The 14,676-nt window shown below is 67.6% G+C and carries 13 protein-coding genes; 6 read left to right on the forward strand and 7 right to left on the reverse strand.

The window, feature by feature from the left end; genetic code table 11:
* Positions 1–41: 41 nt before the first annotated feature.
* Positions 42–1,718, reverse strand: a complete 1,677-nt coding sequence (locus B5D37_RS05280) for an amidohydrolase (RefSeq protein ID WP_078757651.1) — start codon at positions 1,716–1,718, stop codon at positions 42–44.
* A gap of 93 nt (positions 1,719–1,811) precedes the next feature.
* Between B5D37_RS05280 and B5D37_RS05285 the strand changes: the two genes are divergently transcribed.
* From B5D37_RS05285 to B5D37_RS05305, 5 genes are all read left to right on the forward strand, one after another.
* Positions 1,812–2,798: a PhoH family protein gene (locus tag B5D37_RS05285; RefSeq protein ID WP_078757652.1), complete on the forward strand. Its 987-nt coding sequence runs from the start codon at positions 1,812–1,814 to the stop codon at positions 2,796–2,798.
* A 13-nt stretch (positions 2,799–2,811) separates the two neighbouring features.
* Entirely contained in the window at positions 2,812–3,285 is a 474-nt protein-coding gene (ybeY, locus tag B5D37_RS05290; RefSeq protein ID WP_078757653.1) for an rRNA maturation RNase YbeY, read from the forward strand.
* A gap of 76 nt (positions 3,286–3,361) precedes the next feature.
* Positions 3,362–4,261: a CorC family transporter gene (locus tag B5D37_RS05295; protein WP_078757654.1), complete on the forward strand. Its 900-nt coding sequence runs from the start codon at positions 3,362–3,364 to the stop codon at positions 4,259–4,261.
* Positions 4,254–5,456, forward strand: a complete 1,203-nt coding sequence (locus B5D37_RS05300; protein WP_078757655.1) for a lipoprotein N-acyltransferase Lnb domain-containing protein — start codon at positions 4,254–4,256, stop codon at positions 5,454–5,456. The genes B5D37_RS05295 and B5D37_RS05300 overlap by 8 nt, the downstream gene beginning before the upstream one ends.
* Positions 5,453–6,445, forward strand: a complete 993-nt coding sequence (locus B5D37_RS05305) for a magnesium and cobalt transport protein CorA (protein ID WP_078757656.1) — start codon at positions 5,453–5,455, stop codon at positions 6,443–6,445. The genes B5D37_RS05300 and B5D37_RS05305 overlap by 4 nt, the downstream gene beginning before the upstream one ends.
* Here B5D37_RS05305 and B5D37_RS05310 read toward each other — a convergent pair.
* From B5D37_RS05310 to ssb, 6 genes are all read right to left on the reverse strand, one after another.
* Complete coding sequence (locus tag B5D37_RS05310; protein WP_078757657.1) at positions 6,423–7,463, reverse strand: ArsA family ATPase; 1,041 nt, start codon at positions 7,461–7,463, stop codon at positions 6,423–6,425. The genes B5D37_RS05305 and B5D37_RS05310 overlap by 23 nt on opposite strands.
* The gene (locus tag B5D37_RS05315; RefSeq protein WP_078757658.1) at positions 7,454–7,735 is read right to left on the reverse strand and encodes a cory-CC-star protein; all 282 of its coding nucleotides are present in this window, start codon (positions 7,733–7,735) and stop codon (positions 7,454–7,456) included. Before B5D37_RS05315 ends, B5D37_RS05310 begins: the two co-directional genes overlap by 10 nt.
* A complete protein-coding gene (locus B5D37_RS05320; RefSeq protein WP_078757659.1) occupies positions 7,735–9,414 on the reverse strand; it encodes a carbon starvation CstA family protein in 1,680 nt (559 codons plus the stop codon). The genes B5D37_RS05315 and B5D37_RS05320 overlap by 1 nt, the downstream gene beginning before the upstream one ends.
* Positions 9,415–9,527: 113 nt before the next feature.
* Positions 9,528–10,778 carry a DUF819 family protein gene (locus tag B5D37_RS05325; RefSeq protein WP_078757660.1) on the reverse strand — a complete coding sequence of 417 codons (1,251 nt, stop codon included), beginning with the start codon at positions 10,776–10,778 and terminating at the stop codon, positions 9,528–9,530.
* A gap of 57 nt (positions 10,779–10,835) precedes the next feature.
* Positions 10,836–12,914 carry a S9 family peptidase gene (locus tag B5D37_RS05330; protein ID WP_078757661.1) on the reverse strand — a complete coding sequence of 693 codons (2,079 nt, stop codon included), beginning with the start codon at positions 12,912–12,914 and terminating at the stop codon, positions 10,836–10,838.
* 144 nt (positions 12,915–13,058) lie between these two features.
* On the reverse strand, positions 13,059–13,544 hold the full coding sequence (gene ssb, locus B5D37_RS05335) for a single-stranded DNA-binding protein (protein ID WP_078757662.1): 486 nt from the start codon (positions 13,542–13,544) through the stop codon (positions 13,059–13,061).
* Positions 13,545–13,818: 274 nt separating this feature from the next.
* Here ssb and B5D37_RS05340 point away from each other — a divergent pair, with 274 nt between their 5' ends.
* Positions 13,819–14,670 carry a hypothetical protein gene (locus tag B5D37_RS05340; protein ID WP_078757663.1) on the forward strand — a complete coding sequence of 284 codons (852 nt, stop codon included), beginning with the start codon at positions 13,819–13,821 and terminating at the stop codon, positions 14,668–14,670.
* The last annotated feature ends 6 nt before the right edge of the window (positions 14,671–14,676 follow it).

Genomic DNA, 14,676 nt, shown 5'->3' on the forward strand with positions numbered 1-14,676 from the left:
TTTTCCGCACCCCGGCGTAGGGTGCGCGGACACTCAACGCGTCACGGCCGCTGGTAGACCGCCTCTCCGTCGACCCAGGTCGACAGCACCTGGAGCTCGTCCAGTTGCGCCGGATCGATCGCCAATGGGTCCTGCGCGAGCAGCACGAAATCGGCGCGCTTGCCGACGGCGAGGCTGCCGACGCGGTCCTCTGCGAAGCCGGCGTATGCGGCATCCCGGGTGAAGCCGCGCAAGGATTCCCACGCGGTGAGCTTCTCCTGCGGGAGCCAGCCCCCTTCCGGCATGCCCTGTGCATCGGTGCGGGTGGCGGCCGCATACAGACCCAGGCGCGGGTCGACCGATTCGACCGGGAAGTCCGACCCCAGGGCGAGACGTGCCCCGGCATCGCGCAGCTTGCGCCACGCGTAGGCCCACTGGATGCGTTCGGGGCCGGTACGCTCGGCCGCCCATGGCATGTCGGACGTCGCATGGGTGGGCTGCATCGAGGCGATCACGCCCAGTGGCGCGAACCGGGGGATGTCAGGACCGGTGAGGATCTGCGCATGTTCGATCCGCCAGCGGTGATCGCTTTCGGCGTCGCTGCCCAGGACCTGTTCGAAGGCATCGAGTACGACGCGGTTGCCACGGTCCCCGATCGCATGGGTGGCGACCTGGACATCGCATTCCTTGGCCCGTGCCGCCACGTCCACCAGTTGACCGGGCGTCATCAGCAGCAGGCCGTCATTGCCCGAGTCATCGCTGTAGTCCTCGATCAAGGCCGCACCGCGGCTGCCGAGTGCGCCGTCGATGTAGAGTTTCACGGCGCGCATCTGCAGCCTGCCGCCGGGATGCATATACGTACCGTTGTCGCACAGCCACGCCAGCGCGTCGCTGTCGCCATCGGCCATCGCGTGGATGCGCAACGGCATGTCACCGCGGTCGGCCAACGCCTGGTAGGCACGTAATTGTTCCAGCGAGACCCCGGCATCATGGACGCCGGTCAGCCCGTGCTCGACCGCCATTTCCATGCCGAGGGAAAGCGCCCGCTCGGTGTCGGCCGCGTCCATCGATGGCAGCGCCGACTCGACCAGCGGCATCGCGCCATCGACGAATATGCCGGTCGCAGCACCACCTGCCTCGCGCACGATGCGGCCGCCCTCGGGCTGCCATTCGCCAGCCAGGTCCCGCCCCGATTTCGCCGCCGCTGCTTCCATCGCCGCGCTGTTCGCCCAGCCGGCGTGGCCGTCGATGCGGGTCAGCCAGACCGGGCGGTCCGGAAAGGCGGCGTCGAGGTCGGCTGCGGTCGGAAACGACCGTTCCGGCCAGTCGTTCTGGTCCCACCCGCGACCGACCAGCCATTCGCCTTCCGGCAGGTCGGCAGCGAAGGCACGCAGCCGCTCCACCACCTCCTGCTTGCTGGCGCTGCCGACCAGGTCGGCCTGCATCCGCGTCATGCCAAGACCCGCGACGTGTCCGTGGGCGTCGATCAGGCCTGGCACCACCGTCGCCCCGGCGAAGTCGAGGCGCTCGGCATCGGGGTAACGCCGCAGCAATTCGCTGCGCCCGCCCAGCGCGAGGATCTCGCCGTCTTCGTCGAAGGCCAGCGCCTCCACCTCCGGCTGCACGGCATCCATGGTGTGGATACGCCCCGCCGCCAGTACCGTCACGTCCGCTGCCATCGCCTGGCACGACAGCGCCAGCCCGACCGCCACACCCAACACTCCCGTGGTCCTGCGCATGTACGGCCCGCCATCGCTCGAAGGTCGGGACACTTTGCGAAAACCCCGCGCCGGGCGCAAGCTGGCCCCTCCCCCCTGCAGCCTCCTGCACCGATGGCCTCACGCACGACTTCCGAATTCACCCTCGATCCGCCCGACGCCGAACGCCTCGCCAACCTCAACGGTCCCTTCGAAGGGCACCTGCGCATGATCGAACTGCGCACCGGCGTGGAAATATCGAGCCGCGGCAATGTCTACCGTCTCACCGGGCCCAAGGCCATGGTCGGGAAGACCGAAACGCTGCTGCGCGGTCTCTGGGGCGATGCCGACAACGAGACGCTGGATGAACCTGCGATCCACCTCGCCCTGGCGGGGATCGACCCGCCGCCCGGAAAGGATGGGGACTACGAACCGCAGGAGGTCGCCATCCGCGTCAAGCGCGGCACCATCCGCGGCCGCGGCCAGAACCAGGCGCGCTACCTGCACGCCATCGCCACCCACGACATCAACTTCGGCATCGGCCCGGCCGGTACCGGCAAGACCTTCCTGGCCGTCGCCAGCGCGGTCGAGGCGCTCAACGAGTCCCGCGTGCAACGGCTGGTGCTGGTGCGTCCTGCGGTCGAGGCCGGGGAGAAGCTGGGCTTCCTGCCGGGCGATCTCACCCAGAAGGTCGATCCCTACCTGCGCCCGCTCTACGACGCGCTGTACGAGATGTTCGGCGTGGAAAAGGTGGTCAAGCTGCTGGAGAAGAACGTCATCGAGATCGCCCCGCTGGCTTACATGCGCGGGCGCACGCTCAACGACGCGTACGTGATCCTCGACGAGGCGCAGAACACCACCATCGAGCAGATGAAGATGTTCCTGACCCGCATCGGTTACGGGAGCACCGCGGTCGTCACCGGCGACCTCACCCAGATCGACCTGCCCAAGCACCAGAAGTCCGGGCTGAAGGACGCGCTGGACGTGCTGCGCAACGTCGATGGCATCAGCTTCACGTTCTTCGAGGCACGCGACGTCGTCCGCCACCCGCTGGTCGCCAGGATCGTCAACGCCTACGACGCGCGTGACGAGCAGGACGGCCAGACCGGCCCCAACACCTGAGCTGCGCACCGCGATGACCCTCGGCCCCGCCCGTCTCGACGTCTCGATCAGCTACGGGGTCCCGCGCGCCGGCGTCCCGGCCGCCGTCAGTTTCCGCCGCTGGGTCGCGGCAGCACTGGACGGCCGCATCCGCGAGGCCGACCTCGCCATCCGCCTGGTGGATGCCAAGGAGGGGCGTGCGTTCAACCGCCACTACCGCGGCAAGGACTACGCGACCAACGTCCTCAGCTTCCCGGCCGACCTGCCGGAAGGGGTGCAGCTTCCGCTGCTGGGTGACCTGGTGATCTGCACCCCGGTGGTGGCCCGGGAAGCGCGTGAACAGGGCAAGTCCCTGAACGAGCACTACGCCCACCTGACGGTGCACGGCGTGCTGCACCTGCTCGGCTGGGACCACGAGGACGACACGGAAGCCGAGTGCATGGAGCAGCTGGAGCGCGAAATCCTGGCCACGATGGGTATCGCGGACCCTTACCTGCCGGGCGGCTGATCACGCACCCGGGCCACGGCGATGCGCTAGACTCGTCCCGACGCCCTTCCCCCCGGGCGTATCCATGAATGCACCAATGTCCGAGGACGACAGTAGTACCCCAACATACGCAGCCACGGCCGACGCGCCCGAGCGCGCTTCCGAGAAGCGCCGCTCCTGGCTGGACCGCATCAGCTCCGCACTTTCCGGCGAGCCGACCACCCGCGAGGACCTGGTCGAACTGCTTCGCGATGCACAGGCCGACGGCCTCATCGCCGCCGACACCCTGACCATGATGGAAGGCGCGATCGCCGTTTCCGACCTCACCGTCGGCGACGTCATGATCCCGCGCTCGCAGATGGTCGCCCTGCCCGCCGAAGCGCCATTCCTGGATCTGATGAGGCTGGTGGTCGAGTCGGGCCACTCGCGCTTCCCGGTACACGGCGAGGACAAGGACGAGATCCTCGGCATCCTGCTGGCCAAGGACCTGCTGCGCGGCGTCGTCGCCGACAACGGCCCGGCCAGCGTGCACGCCCTGCTCCGCCCGGCGGTCCTGATCCCCGAATCTAAGCGGCTGGACATCCTGCTGCGCGAGTTCCGGCAGTCAAGAAACCACATGGCGATCGTCATCGACGAGCACGGCGGGGTGGCCGGCCTGCTCACCATCGAAGACGTGCTCGAGCAGATCGTCGGCGAGATCGACGACGAGCACGACGACGCCGAGGATCCCAACGCCCTGATCGCCGCCCAGGCGGATGGCCAGTTCGTGGTGGATGCCCTGACGCCGATCGAGGACTTCAACGAGCGCTTCGGTGCCGACTTCGACGATGACGAGTACGACACCATCGGCGGCCTGGTCACCGCCGCCATCGGCCACCTGCCCGAAGCCGGCGAGGAACTGACCCTGGACCGTTTCGTGTTCCGCGTGTCCGGCGCCGATGCCCGGCGCGTGCACGCATTCCATGTCAGCGTACTGGGCGAGCTGGAACATGCCTGAGCGCCGCGGCCGCACGGCGCGGCTGCTGCTGGCCCTGGCGCTCTGGACCTGGAGTTGCGTCGCCTTCGCCGCGCCCCGCATCGGCGTGGTGACGATGCAACCGGGGGAGATATTCTTCGAGCGCTTCGGCCACAACGCGATCGTGGTGGCCGATCCTGTCGACGGCAGCGTCACCTCGTACAACTTCGGCTTCTTCGACCCCACCGAAGAGGATTTCATCGCCCGCTTCGTGCGCGGCGACATGCGCTACCGGCTGGTTGCGCTACCGCTTGAGCAGGACCTCGAGTACTACCGCGATGTCGGACGCGGCGTGTCGCTGCAGTGGCTGGACCTGGACGCACGTGATGCCTCCGAACTCGCCGCGGCACTCGCCGAGAATGCCCGGCCGGAAAACGCCCATTACGGCTACGACTACTTCCTGGACAACTGCTCCACGCGGGTCCGCGATGCGCTGGACCGTGCGCTGGGCGGGCGCCTGCACCAGCAGCTCGATACCCGGCGCGCCACCACGTTCCGCAGCGAATCGACCCGTCTCGCCTCCCCCGACTTCTGGATGTGGCTGGGGTTTGACATCGGCCTGGGGCCTGCCGCGGACGTACCACTCGATGGGTGGGCCGAAGCCTTCGTGCCAATGCGCCTGGAGGACGAGCTCGCGGCAGCGGTAAACCGGCAGGGGCGCCCGCTGGTGGTGGATCAGCGGTTGCTGATTCCCCACCGGTTGCCACCGGAACCGGAGATGGCCGGGACGCCGCGACCATGGTGGCCGTGGTTGCTGGCCGGCCTTGGCCTCGCGGCGGTGGTCGTGGGCGCGGGTGCCCGCCTCCGCCGGACGTGGGCCACGGTTGCCTTCAGTTTCTGGCTGGTGTCGGGCCTGCTCTCGGCGCTGATGCTCTTCATCTGGTTCGGGACCGCGCACGAGTTCGGCTGGGCAAATCGCAACCTGCTCCTGTTCAGCCCGTTCGGGTGGCTGCTGTTGCCGGCGGCCTGGCGGGTCCTGAGGCGCGGGACACCGGCGCGCTGGTCGACGTGGCTGGCGTGGGTGGTGGCCGCAGGCTCGGCATGTGCGCTGGTGATGTACTGGCTGGAACCGTTTCCGCAGCGACACCTGCACTGGATCGTCGCGATCCTGCCGGTCCAGCTTGCTTTGGCCTGGACGCTCCAATCAATCCGGGGGCATGGCACCATCCGCCGATGACCAGCTCCAGCCTTCCCAGCGGTGTGGTGAACTGTGCCGCCTATGATCGATCGGGCCAGCGCAGCGACATCAGCATCGATGCGATCAGCGACGTCCTCGACGCCGATGACGGCAGCTTCGTCTGGCTCGGCCTCTACGAACCTGACGAGGCGCTGCTCGACAAGCTGCAGGAGGAGTTCGGCCTGCACGACCTCGCGGTGGAGGATGCCCATCACGCCCACCAGCGGCCCAAGATCGAGACGTACGGGCAATCCCTGTTCATCGCCATCCATACCGCACAGCTGGTGGGTACCCGGATCCAGTTCGGCGAGACCCACCTGTTCGTCGGCCAGCACTACCTGGTCACCGTTCGCCACGGTGCTTCCACCACCTACGAAGCGGCCCGCGCACGCATGGAGCGCGAGCCGGAGTTGCTGGCGCATGGCCCGGCCGCCGCCCTGTACGCGGTGCTCGACATGGCCGTCGACCGTTTCGCACCGATCGTGGATGAATTCGGGGCAGTGCTGAATTCGCTCGAGCAGGACATTTTTGCCGACGACTACCGCAAGCAGACCGTCAAGAAGCTGTACGACCTCAAGCGCGAACTCACCCGGCTCCGCATGGCCGCAGCCCCCCTCCAGGACATCCTGGCCCAGCTCACCCGCGCGCGGGGCGACCTGATCGGCGAGGAGATCCAGCTGTACCTGCGCGATGTCCATGACCACGTGGTCCGGGTCAACGAGACTACCGACACGCTGCGCGAGATGCTGACCGCGGCGGTCAGCGTGAACCTCGCACTGGTGACGGTGAGGCAGGGCGAGATCGTCAAGCGACTCGGCGCCTGGGCCGCACTGCTGGCGGCCCCCACGCTGGTGGCAAGCTGGTACGGCATGAACTTCGTGCACATGCCGGAGTTGCAGGGGCGCTGGGCCTACGGGGTGCTGGTTGCCGCGGTGGGTGGCGTGGTCCTGTGGCTGCACCGCATGTTCAGGCGCGCGGGGTGGTTGTAGGCGCGTCGCGGCTGGCCGCTCCCGCGGCATCGCGCAGTCGGCCGGCGAACGCGGCCAAGGCTTCGACCCCCACGACCTCCGCCGCCTGAAGCCCAGCCTCCTCGATCGGCAAGTCAGGAAGCGCCTCCACCAGTTGCTGCAGGTAGACCTGCTCCTGCCGTGCCCTGGCAGCCATGAATTCGCCGGCATCCTCCGGCGAACGCTTGTTGACCACCAGCCCGCCGACGGTGACTCCGGCGCGCCTGAGCTGCGCGTGGAGTTCAATCGTTTCCATGACCGGCAGGCGCTCGGCTACCAGCACGATCACGAAGGCGGTGACGGCCGGGTCCCCCAGTACCGCACGCAGGTGGACGAAACGATGGCGACGCCGGTCGAGCAGTTCACGGACCTGCCCGTCGCGATCCCCCCGCCCTCCCGTGGCTCCGGTATTGCCCACGACCCGGCTGCCCACCCCGTCGTCCCCGCCGATCCGCCGCAGGACGTCGCCGAACCGGCCCGCCCGTTCCTGCCGGTGCATCAGGCCCTCGACCCATGCCGACATCATCTCCGGCAGTGCCATCAACCGCGCGGTATGGCCTGAAGGCGCGGTGTCGAACACCAGCAGGTCGTATTCCTGCAATCCCTCCTCCACTGTCTGCGCGATGCGCTCGAGCAGCGCCGCCTCGTGCATGCCGGGCGTGTCCATCGACAGCGCCATGTGCTTGTCCACCTCCCCGGCGAGGTGCGCAGGCATGAGGCGTCGAAGCGCCGTCCCGACCTCGTCGAGATGCTGGCGCGCCGTCTGCTCCGGGTCCAGCTCGACCCCGTCGAGGTTGGGTGCGAGCCGCACCCTGCTCGGCCCGATGTCCCGCCCGAACAGGTGCCCCAGGTTGTGCGCCGGGTCGGTCGATACCAGCAGCACGCGCCGGCCTTCGCTGGCCATCCCGATGGCGGTGGCCGCCGCCACCGTTGTCTTGCCGACGCCGCCTTTCCCGCCGATGAAGAGGACCCGGCGGTCGCGGGCGAGGTTCAACAACACCCGACGTGGTCCAGCGGCGAACGCTCCATGCCCATGCGGCGGTGCCAGTCGTGGAATCGCTCGTACATCACCGGCATCAGCTCCAGCGTGTAGCAGCCGGCGGGGTTGGGGACACCCAGCGATTCGGCGAACACCAGCAGCATGAACAGGTCCTCCTCGTCGCGGCGGGCGCGGGCGAAGGTTCGCCTGTAGGGGGCGACGTAGAACTCGCGCAGGCCCGCCGAGAGGCGGGACAGCCGCGAGGATCCACGCTTGTGCGTCGACGGCCCCATCACCCCTCCGGCCGGACCGTCGCCACTGCATCCGCGCCGCGGCGCATCGCGATGAATGCTTCCAGCGCCACCCACAGGGCCGCCACCAGGATCACGATGTCCATGCCCAGCAACAGCCAGTTGCCTTCGCGGTAGAACGTGCCCAGTTGGACCACCAGCGCGAGTACCGACATCACCAGCAGGAACACCAGCGGCACCGCCGTGACCCACACGGGGCGGCGCAACTTGATCAGCATCACCGAGAGGATCGAGAGGGTCAGGCCCGCCAGCAGCTGGTTGGTGGTCCCGAACAGCGGCCAGATCAGCATGCCGCCGGACCCGTCGCCGCCGGCACTGAAGGTCAACGCCACGCAGAACACCAGCGCAGCCAGGGTCGCCGCGACGCTCCCCTGCAGCGCGCGCACGCCCGCGATCTGGGCGGCTTCCTGCACCACGTAGCGCTGCAGCCGCAGCCCGGTATCCATGGTGGTAGCGGCAAACAGGATCGCCATCACCGCCAGGATGGTGCTGCCCAGCCCCGGATCCAGCCCGAGCCCGTTGGCCAGGATGTTGCCACCCCCGGCGACGAAGGCATTGACGCCGCCAGCGCCGAACTTGGTGTAGACCGCTTCCCATTCACCCAGGGTGGCGAAACCGGCCGCGCAGCAGATGATCGCCGCGAGCGCAAGCATGCCCTCGCCCACCGCCCCGAAGTAACCGACGAAGCGCGCGTCGGTTTCCTTGTCGAGCTGCTTGGAGCTGGTGCCCGAAGCGACCAGGCCATGGAAGCCACTGATGGCACCGCAGGCGATGGTGACGAACAGCAGTGGCACGATGCCGGGCGTCCCCTCCGGCACCGCATCGTTGAACGCCGGTGCGACGATCTCGGGCCCGGAGAACAGCGTGGCCGCGTACAGCAGGCCCAGACCGATGAACAACTGCAAGCCGTTGATGTAGTCGCGCGGCTGCAGCAGCACCCACACGGGGAGCAGGGATGCTATGCCGGCGTAGGTGAACAGCAGGATGATCCACTGCGCCTTCGGAGCCAGCCCGAACACCGACTCCGGCAGGGTGATGGGGAACGCCTGCCCCAGGAAGATGGCGCCGTACAACAGGACGACGCCGATGATCGAGGGCCAAAGCAACCCGACCTTGTAGCGGTAGATCGCCTGGCCGATGAACAACGCGACCACGATCGCCGACCAGGTCGGGATCACCGCTGCAGGCGTCGCCACCAGCAGGTTGGAGATGACCACCGCAAAGGCGGTGTTGACCATCAGCAGCAACAGGAAGATCACCACCAGGAACAGGTTGCGCGCCCGCGATCCGATGACGCTGCCGGTGAGCGTGCCGATCGACTGCCCCTTGTTGCGCACGCTGGCCCACAACGCGCCCATGTCGTGCAGGCCGGCGAAGAACACCGTGCCCAGCGTCACCCAGAGGAAGGCGGGGGCCCAGCCCCAGATGACGGCGATGGCGGGACCGACGATCGGGGCTGCACCGGCAACCGAGGTGAAGTGGTGCCCCCACAGCACGAACTTGTTGGTGGGCACGAAGTCGACGTCGTCGCGCAACTCGTGGGCCGGGGTGCGGAAGCTGGCCTGGAGCCTGAAGATCCGGTTGGCGAGGAAGGATGAATAGAGGAAGAAGCCCAGCGCCATCATGGCCAGGCCGACCAGCATCAGCAGGATGGAACTCACGGCACCCCTCCTCTCGCGCCGGCGGGAGGCCGGCACTGGAGTCCCGAGAATGTAACCCCCGCGGCCGGATTGGAAGTGGAGCGGGCGTCGCCTCGACTAAAGTCGAAGATGCTTCAGGTCGCCATCGCCTGCAGCAGCAGCCCCGTCATGTAGGCGAAATACGTCCCCAGTGCATAGCCCATGACCGCCAGCAGGACACCGACCGGCGCCAGCGCGGGATGGAACGCCGAGGCGACCACGGGCGCCGAGGCGGCCCCACCGATGTTCGCCTGCGAGCCCACCGCCATGAAGAACAGCGGTGCCCGGATGAGCTTGGCCACGCCGAGCATCAGCCCCGCGTGCACGCTGATCCAGATCAGCCCGAGCAGGAACAGCCACGGACGGTCCAGCAACGCGCCCAGGTCCATGTGCATGCCGATGGTCGCCACCAGCACGTAGAGCATCGCCGAGCCGATCCTCGAGGCGCCCACCCCTTCCAGCCGGCGGGCCGGGGTGAAGCTCAGTGCCAGCCCCACGGTGGTGGCGATCAGGACGATCCAGAAGAACCTCGAGTCCAGGCTGTAGTCCTGCAGCCGCCACTCCGCCGGCAGGCTGGTGATCCACGCCACCAGGGGCTCGGCCAGCGCGTGCGCCAGCCCGGTCGCACCGAGACCGACCGCCAGCACCACCATCAGGTCCGGCAAGGTCGGGATGCGTGAGTGCTGGGCCTGGTAGGCCTCGATGCGGCGCTTGAGGTCGTCGATGGCGGTGGTGTCCGCGCGGGTCCAGCGGTCGAAGGCGTTGGCGCGGGCGGCCAGCAGCAGCAACACCGCCATCCAGACATTTGCCACCAGCACGTCCACGGCGACGAACTGGCCGAACAGGGTCGTCTCGACCTCGAAGACTTCTTTCATCGCGGCCTGGTTGGCGCCACCGCCGATCCAGCTGCCTGCCACGGTGGTCATCCCGCGCCACGTCTCCCCGGCGACCGCCTCGGGCTGGATGATGCCCATCGCGAGGAATGCCACGACCGCCCCGAGCATCACGCCGACGGTACCGGTCAGGAACATGATCACCGCCCGCGGCCCGAGCCGCAGTACCGCGCCAAGATCGATGGCGATGCACAGCAGCACCAGCGAGCTCGGCAACAGGTAATCGCGCGCCATCGGATACAACCCCGAGGCGTTGCCGTCGATCAATCCGATGCTGTGGTAGACCGACGGCAGCAGATAGCACATCAGCAGCGCGGGCACGTAGCTGTAGAACTTCTGCCAGAAGCCCGAAGGCCGCGACGCGGTCCAGAAGACGGCGCCCAGCGTGATCGCCAGCAGGCCGAGCACGGTGGCATCGTTGGTGATCAACGCGGTCGATGCGGGTACGGACATCGGGGACTCCGGCAATGCTTCGGGGGTGCGGCGGGCCTGCCTGCCGCGTGGCGGCCGCTACTGGCCGAGGTGCTGCTCGAGCCAGTCGTTGACGGTCTCGTGCCATTGCACGCTGTTGGCCGGCTTCAGTACCCAGTGGTTCTCGTCGGGGAAATACAGGAACTTCGACTCGATACCCTGCCGCTGCAAGGCCGTGAATGCCGCCAGCCCCTGGCTCACCGGGATCCGGAAATCCTTCTCGCCGTGGATGACCAGCATCGGCACGCGCCACTTGTCGACATGGCGGCTGGGATTGAAGCGCTGGTAGTTCTCCGGCACCTCCCACGGCGTGCCTCCGTTCTCCCACTCGGTGAACCACAGCTCTTCGGTCGCGAAGCCCATCATCCAAGTGTCGAAGACGCCATCATGGTTGACCAGGCACTTCCATGGCTCGTTCCAGTTGCCTGCGATCCAGTTGACCATGTAGCCGCCGTAACTGGCACCCAGCGCGCAGGCGTTGTCGCCGTCCAGGAACGGGTACTGCTGCTGCGCGGCCCTCCATCCCTTCTGCAGGTCCTCCAGTGGGCGGTCGCCCCAGTGCTGGCTGATGGCGTCGGTGAACGCCTGTCCATAGCCGGTGGAACCATGGAAGTCGATCATGACCACCGCATAGCCCTGCCCGGCGTAGGTCTGCGGATTCCAGCGATAGCTCCAGCCGTTGCCGAAACTGCCCTGGGGCCCACCGTGGATGAGGAACGCCACCGGATACTTGCGGCCCTCCTCGTAATTCCAGGGCTTGACCACGTACCCGTGCACGGTGTCCTCGTTCCAGCCCTTGAACGTGAACTGTTCGAACTCGCCGAAACCGACGCCGGGCAACATCTCCCCCGCCGACGGCGTGATCTCGCGGAGAGGCGCGCCGTTGATCCCACCGACCATCACCTGTGGCCCGGTGGCGAGGCTGGCGCGGGTGAAGGCAAGCGTGCCGTCCTGCAGGTCCACGGACCCGATGCTGCCGTCGCCGATCAGCCGGGTGACACCGCCGCTGTCGACATGGACCGCGACCAGCGGGTACTCGCCCGTGTCCTGCGCGGTGACGTAGAGGGTTTCCCCGTCTTCGGACACCACGATGCTGCTGGCCGACCGGTCCCAGTCGGGTGCGATCTCGCGCTGTTCGCCACTGGCCAGGTCGAGCGCCATCAGGCCGAAGCGGTCCGCCTCGAAGCCCGGACGCTTCATCGCGCGATAGAACAGCGTCCGGCCATCGGGCGAGAAAACAGCGCCGGTGTCCCACGCAGGGTTCGCGGCGGTGAGGTTTCGCGAGGCGCCTTTTCCATCCGCGCTGGCGAGCCAGAGGTCGAAGTTGGTCGACCACGGCTCGTCCGGCCCCGCGTCGCGGGCGCTGAACACGATGGAGCGCCCATCCGGCGACCAGGTGTATTCACTGCTGTCCCCGAAAGGTCGCGAGGGCACGTCTCCCGACACGTCCGTGGCCAAGGCCGTGGCATCGCCCACCATGCCCTTGCCGGATGGGATATCCGCCACGAACAGCCGGTTCATGCGACCGTCGCGCCACGCATCCCAGTGGCGCACGAACATCCGGTCGTAGACGACGCCGGTGGAACTACTCGTCTCCTGGTCCTGCAACCGCTTGCTGGTGCATGCGAGGTCGCCGTCGCACCCGGGAAAGGCGGCCACGTTGATCGCCACCCGGGACCCATCGGGCGAGACCCGGTATCCCTCGACATCGACCGGGAAGTCGGTCAGGCGCCGCGGCGTGCCTCCATCCAGCGGAATCGAGTACAGCTGCGAACTGCCGGACTTGCCGCTCAGGAAGTACACGGACCGGCCATCGGGCGAGAACGCCGGGGAGTTCACGTTCCAGTCCACCGGTGTCAGCCGCACCGGGGGTGCGGCGTCACGGGCGACCAGGTTTTCCAGCCAGAGGCTGGTCGTACTGGTGTTCGCCTCCAGGTCCACGCTGCGGCGCGCGAAGACGACCATGCGGCCGTCGGGCGAAAGCGTCGGAGAAGAGTAGCGGTCCATGGCCGCCAGATCGGCCGGCTGCAATCCACGGGTATCGTCCTGCGCCCGGGCGGGCGCGGACGGCACGGCGAGAACCGCCAGCAGCGGAAGCACGGCAAGGCACGCTTTCATCGAAGTTGACCCCGGGATGAACGAAACTTCGATGTTATGCGCTGGATGGCTAGCGGGCCAGCGTCACTCGGCTGCGATTCCACCCCCCTCACAAACAAAGAGCCCCTCGATGAGGGGCTCTCGCTTTTGCGCGGCAACAGGCGATCAGAACGGAATGTCGTCGTCCGCGAAATCACTGCCGAAGTCGTTCGACTTGGCCGGCGGCGCTTCCTTGCGGGGCGCCTCCTGGCGCGGAGCCGGGCGCGAGGGACGTTCGCTGCGCCCACCACCGCCACCGCCTGCGCCGCCACCCTCACCGCCGCCGCCGAGCATCTGCATCTCGTCGGCAACGATGTCGGTGAAGTACTTCTCGACCCCGTCCTGGCCGGTGAACTTGTCGTAGCGGATCGAACCCTCGATGTAGACCTGGCGACCCTTGCGCAGGTACTCGCCGGCGATCTCGCCAAGCTTGCCGAACAGCTTCACCCGGTGCCATTCGGTGCGCTCCTGGGTGTTGCCTTCGCGATCCTTGCGCACGCTGGTGGTGGCCAGGCTGAGGGTGGTCACGGCCATGCCGCCCTGGGTGTACTTGGTCTCGGGGTCGTTGCCGAGGTTGCCGACGAGGATCACCTTGTTTACGCCACGTGCCATGAGTCTGGTTCCTGTCCGGTGGTCTGGGTCGCCACGCTGGCGACGGACGGGCCAGTATACCCACCGGGTCCGGCGCCCGTTGTCGGACCATCCCCCGTCCGCGGGTAGGTCGCCCGGCACGCATCACGCAACGCAACATGACTCCCGGCCAAACGGAGAGTACGGTCGGCCGTGAACGTACTCCGGCGTAGGGAAGCGCATGCCGGGCCAACCGCAACCTTGCCAGTGCGCAAGGAACTTGCACCAGGGTTGCCTGCGACTTGGGAGGGATACCGTGATACGCCAAGCCCTGTTCCTTGTGTCAGCACTTGCCACCGCCCCCGCGCTGGCTTCCACCGGGGTTGCCTTCGTCCATGGGACGGGCAGCCAGACCAACGCCGCCGGCGACTACTGGACCACCGCCAACATCAACTCGATCCGGCAAGGCCTGCCGGATGCCAACAACTACGTCGTCATCAACTGCGACTTCACCCGGTACATGTGGGAGCCCGCGGCCGCCGGTTGCCTGGCGGGGCAGTTGCAGCAGTTCATCGCCAGCAAGGGCATCACCGACCTGGTGGTGCTGACCCACAGCAACGGCGGCAACGTCATGCGCTGGATCATGTCCAACCCGACCTGGGACAGCCGCTACCCCGGCATCATCAACAGGGTCCGCTGGGTCAACGCGCTGGCACCGTCCTCGGCCGGTACGCCGTTGGCCGATGCCGTCATTGCCGGCAACGCCTTCGAAAGCGCACTGGGCTGGCTGCTGGGTTACCAGAACGATGCGGTGCGCATGCAACAGGTGAGCTGGATGGCGAGCTACAACGCCAACTGGCTGTACGGCACCAGCGGACGTCCCTCGTTGCCGCGCAACTTCTACAACGTCGTCGGGACGGACGTCGCGTCCATGCCCTTCAGCTCGAACGCCACCTGCGGCGGCTACGCCCAGAGTGTCGGGCTGGAGTTCACCCAGAACTGGCTTTCCTCCTGCTCGGACGGGTTCCTGGAATGCGGCAGCCAGCAGGCGGCCGGCATCACCTGGTTCCGCGACCACCAGCGCACCAGCAGTGGCCGGGTGCTCAACCACAACCAGAGCCGGCGCGACTGCTTCGGCCTGGACGTGATCCTGCGCAACGACCTTTGAGGAGCC

Source organism: Lysobacter spongiicola DSM 21749 (assembly GCF_900167055.1).
Classification (GTDB): Bacteria; Pseudomonadota; Gammaproteobacteria; order Xanthomonadales; family Xanthomonadaceae; genus Novilysobacter; species Novilysobacter spongiicola.

Coding starts and splice junctions, on each gene's coding strand:
- B5D37_RS05285 (WP_078757652.1), top strand. CDS start 1,812: ATGGCCTCACGCACGACTTCCGAATTCACCCTCGATCCGCCCGACGCC.
- B5D37_RS05325 (WP_078757660.1), bottom strand. CDS start 10,778: ATGTCCGTACCCGCATCGACCGCGTTGATCACCAACGATGCCACCGTG.
- B5D37_RS05300 (WP_078757655.1), top strand. CDS start 4,254: ATGCCTGAGCGCCGCGGCCGCACGGCGCGGCTGCTGCTGGCCCTGGCG.
- ybeY (WP_078757653.1), top strand. CDS start 2,812: ATGACCCTCGGCCCCGCCCGTCTCGACGTCTCGATCAGCTACGGGGTC.
- B5D37_RS05305 (WP_078757656.1), top strand. CDS start 5,453: ATGACCAGCTCCAGCCTTCCCAGCGGTGTGGTGAACTGTGCCGCCTAT.
- B5D37_RS05330 (WP_078757661.1), bottom strand. CDS start 12,914: ATGAAAGCGTGCCTTGCCGTGCTTCCGCTGCTGGCGGTTCTCGCCGTG.
- B5D37_RS05280 (WP_078757651.1), bottom strand. CDS start 1,718: ATGCGCAGGACCACGGGAGTGTTGGGTGTGGCGGTCGGGCTGGCGCTG.
- B5D37_RS05315 (WP_078757658.1), bottom strand. CDS start 7,735: ATGGGGCCGTCGACGCACAAGCGTGGATCCTCGCGGCTGTCCCGCCTC.
- ssb (WP_078757662.1), bottom strand. CDS start 13,544: ATGGCACGTGGCGTAAACAAGGTGATCCTCGTCGGCAACCTCGGCAAC.
- B5D37_RS05295 (WP_078757654.1), top strand. CDS start 3,362: ATGTCCGAGGACGACAGTAGTACCCCAACATACGCAGCCACGGCCGAC.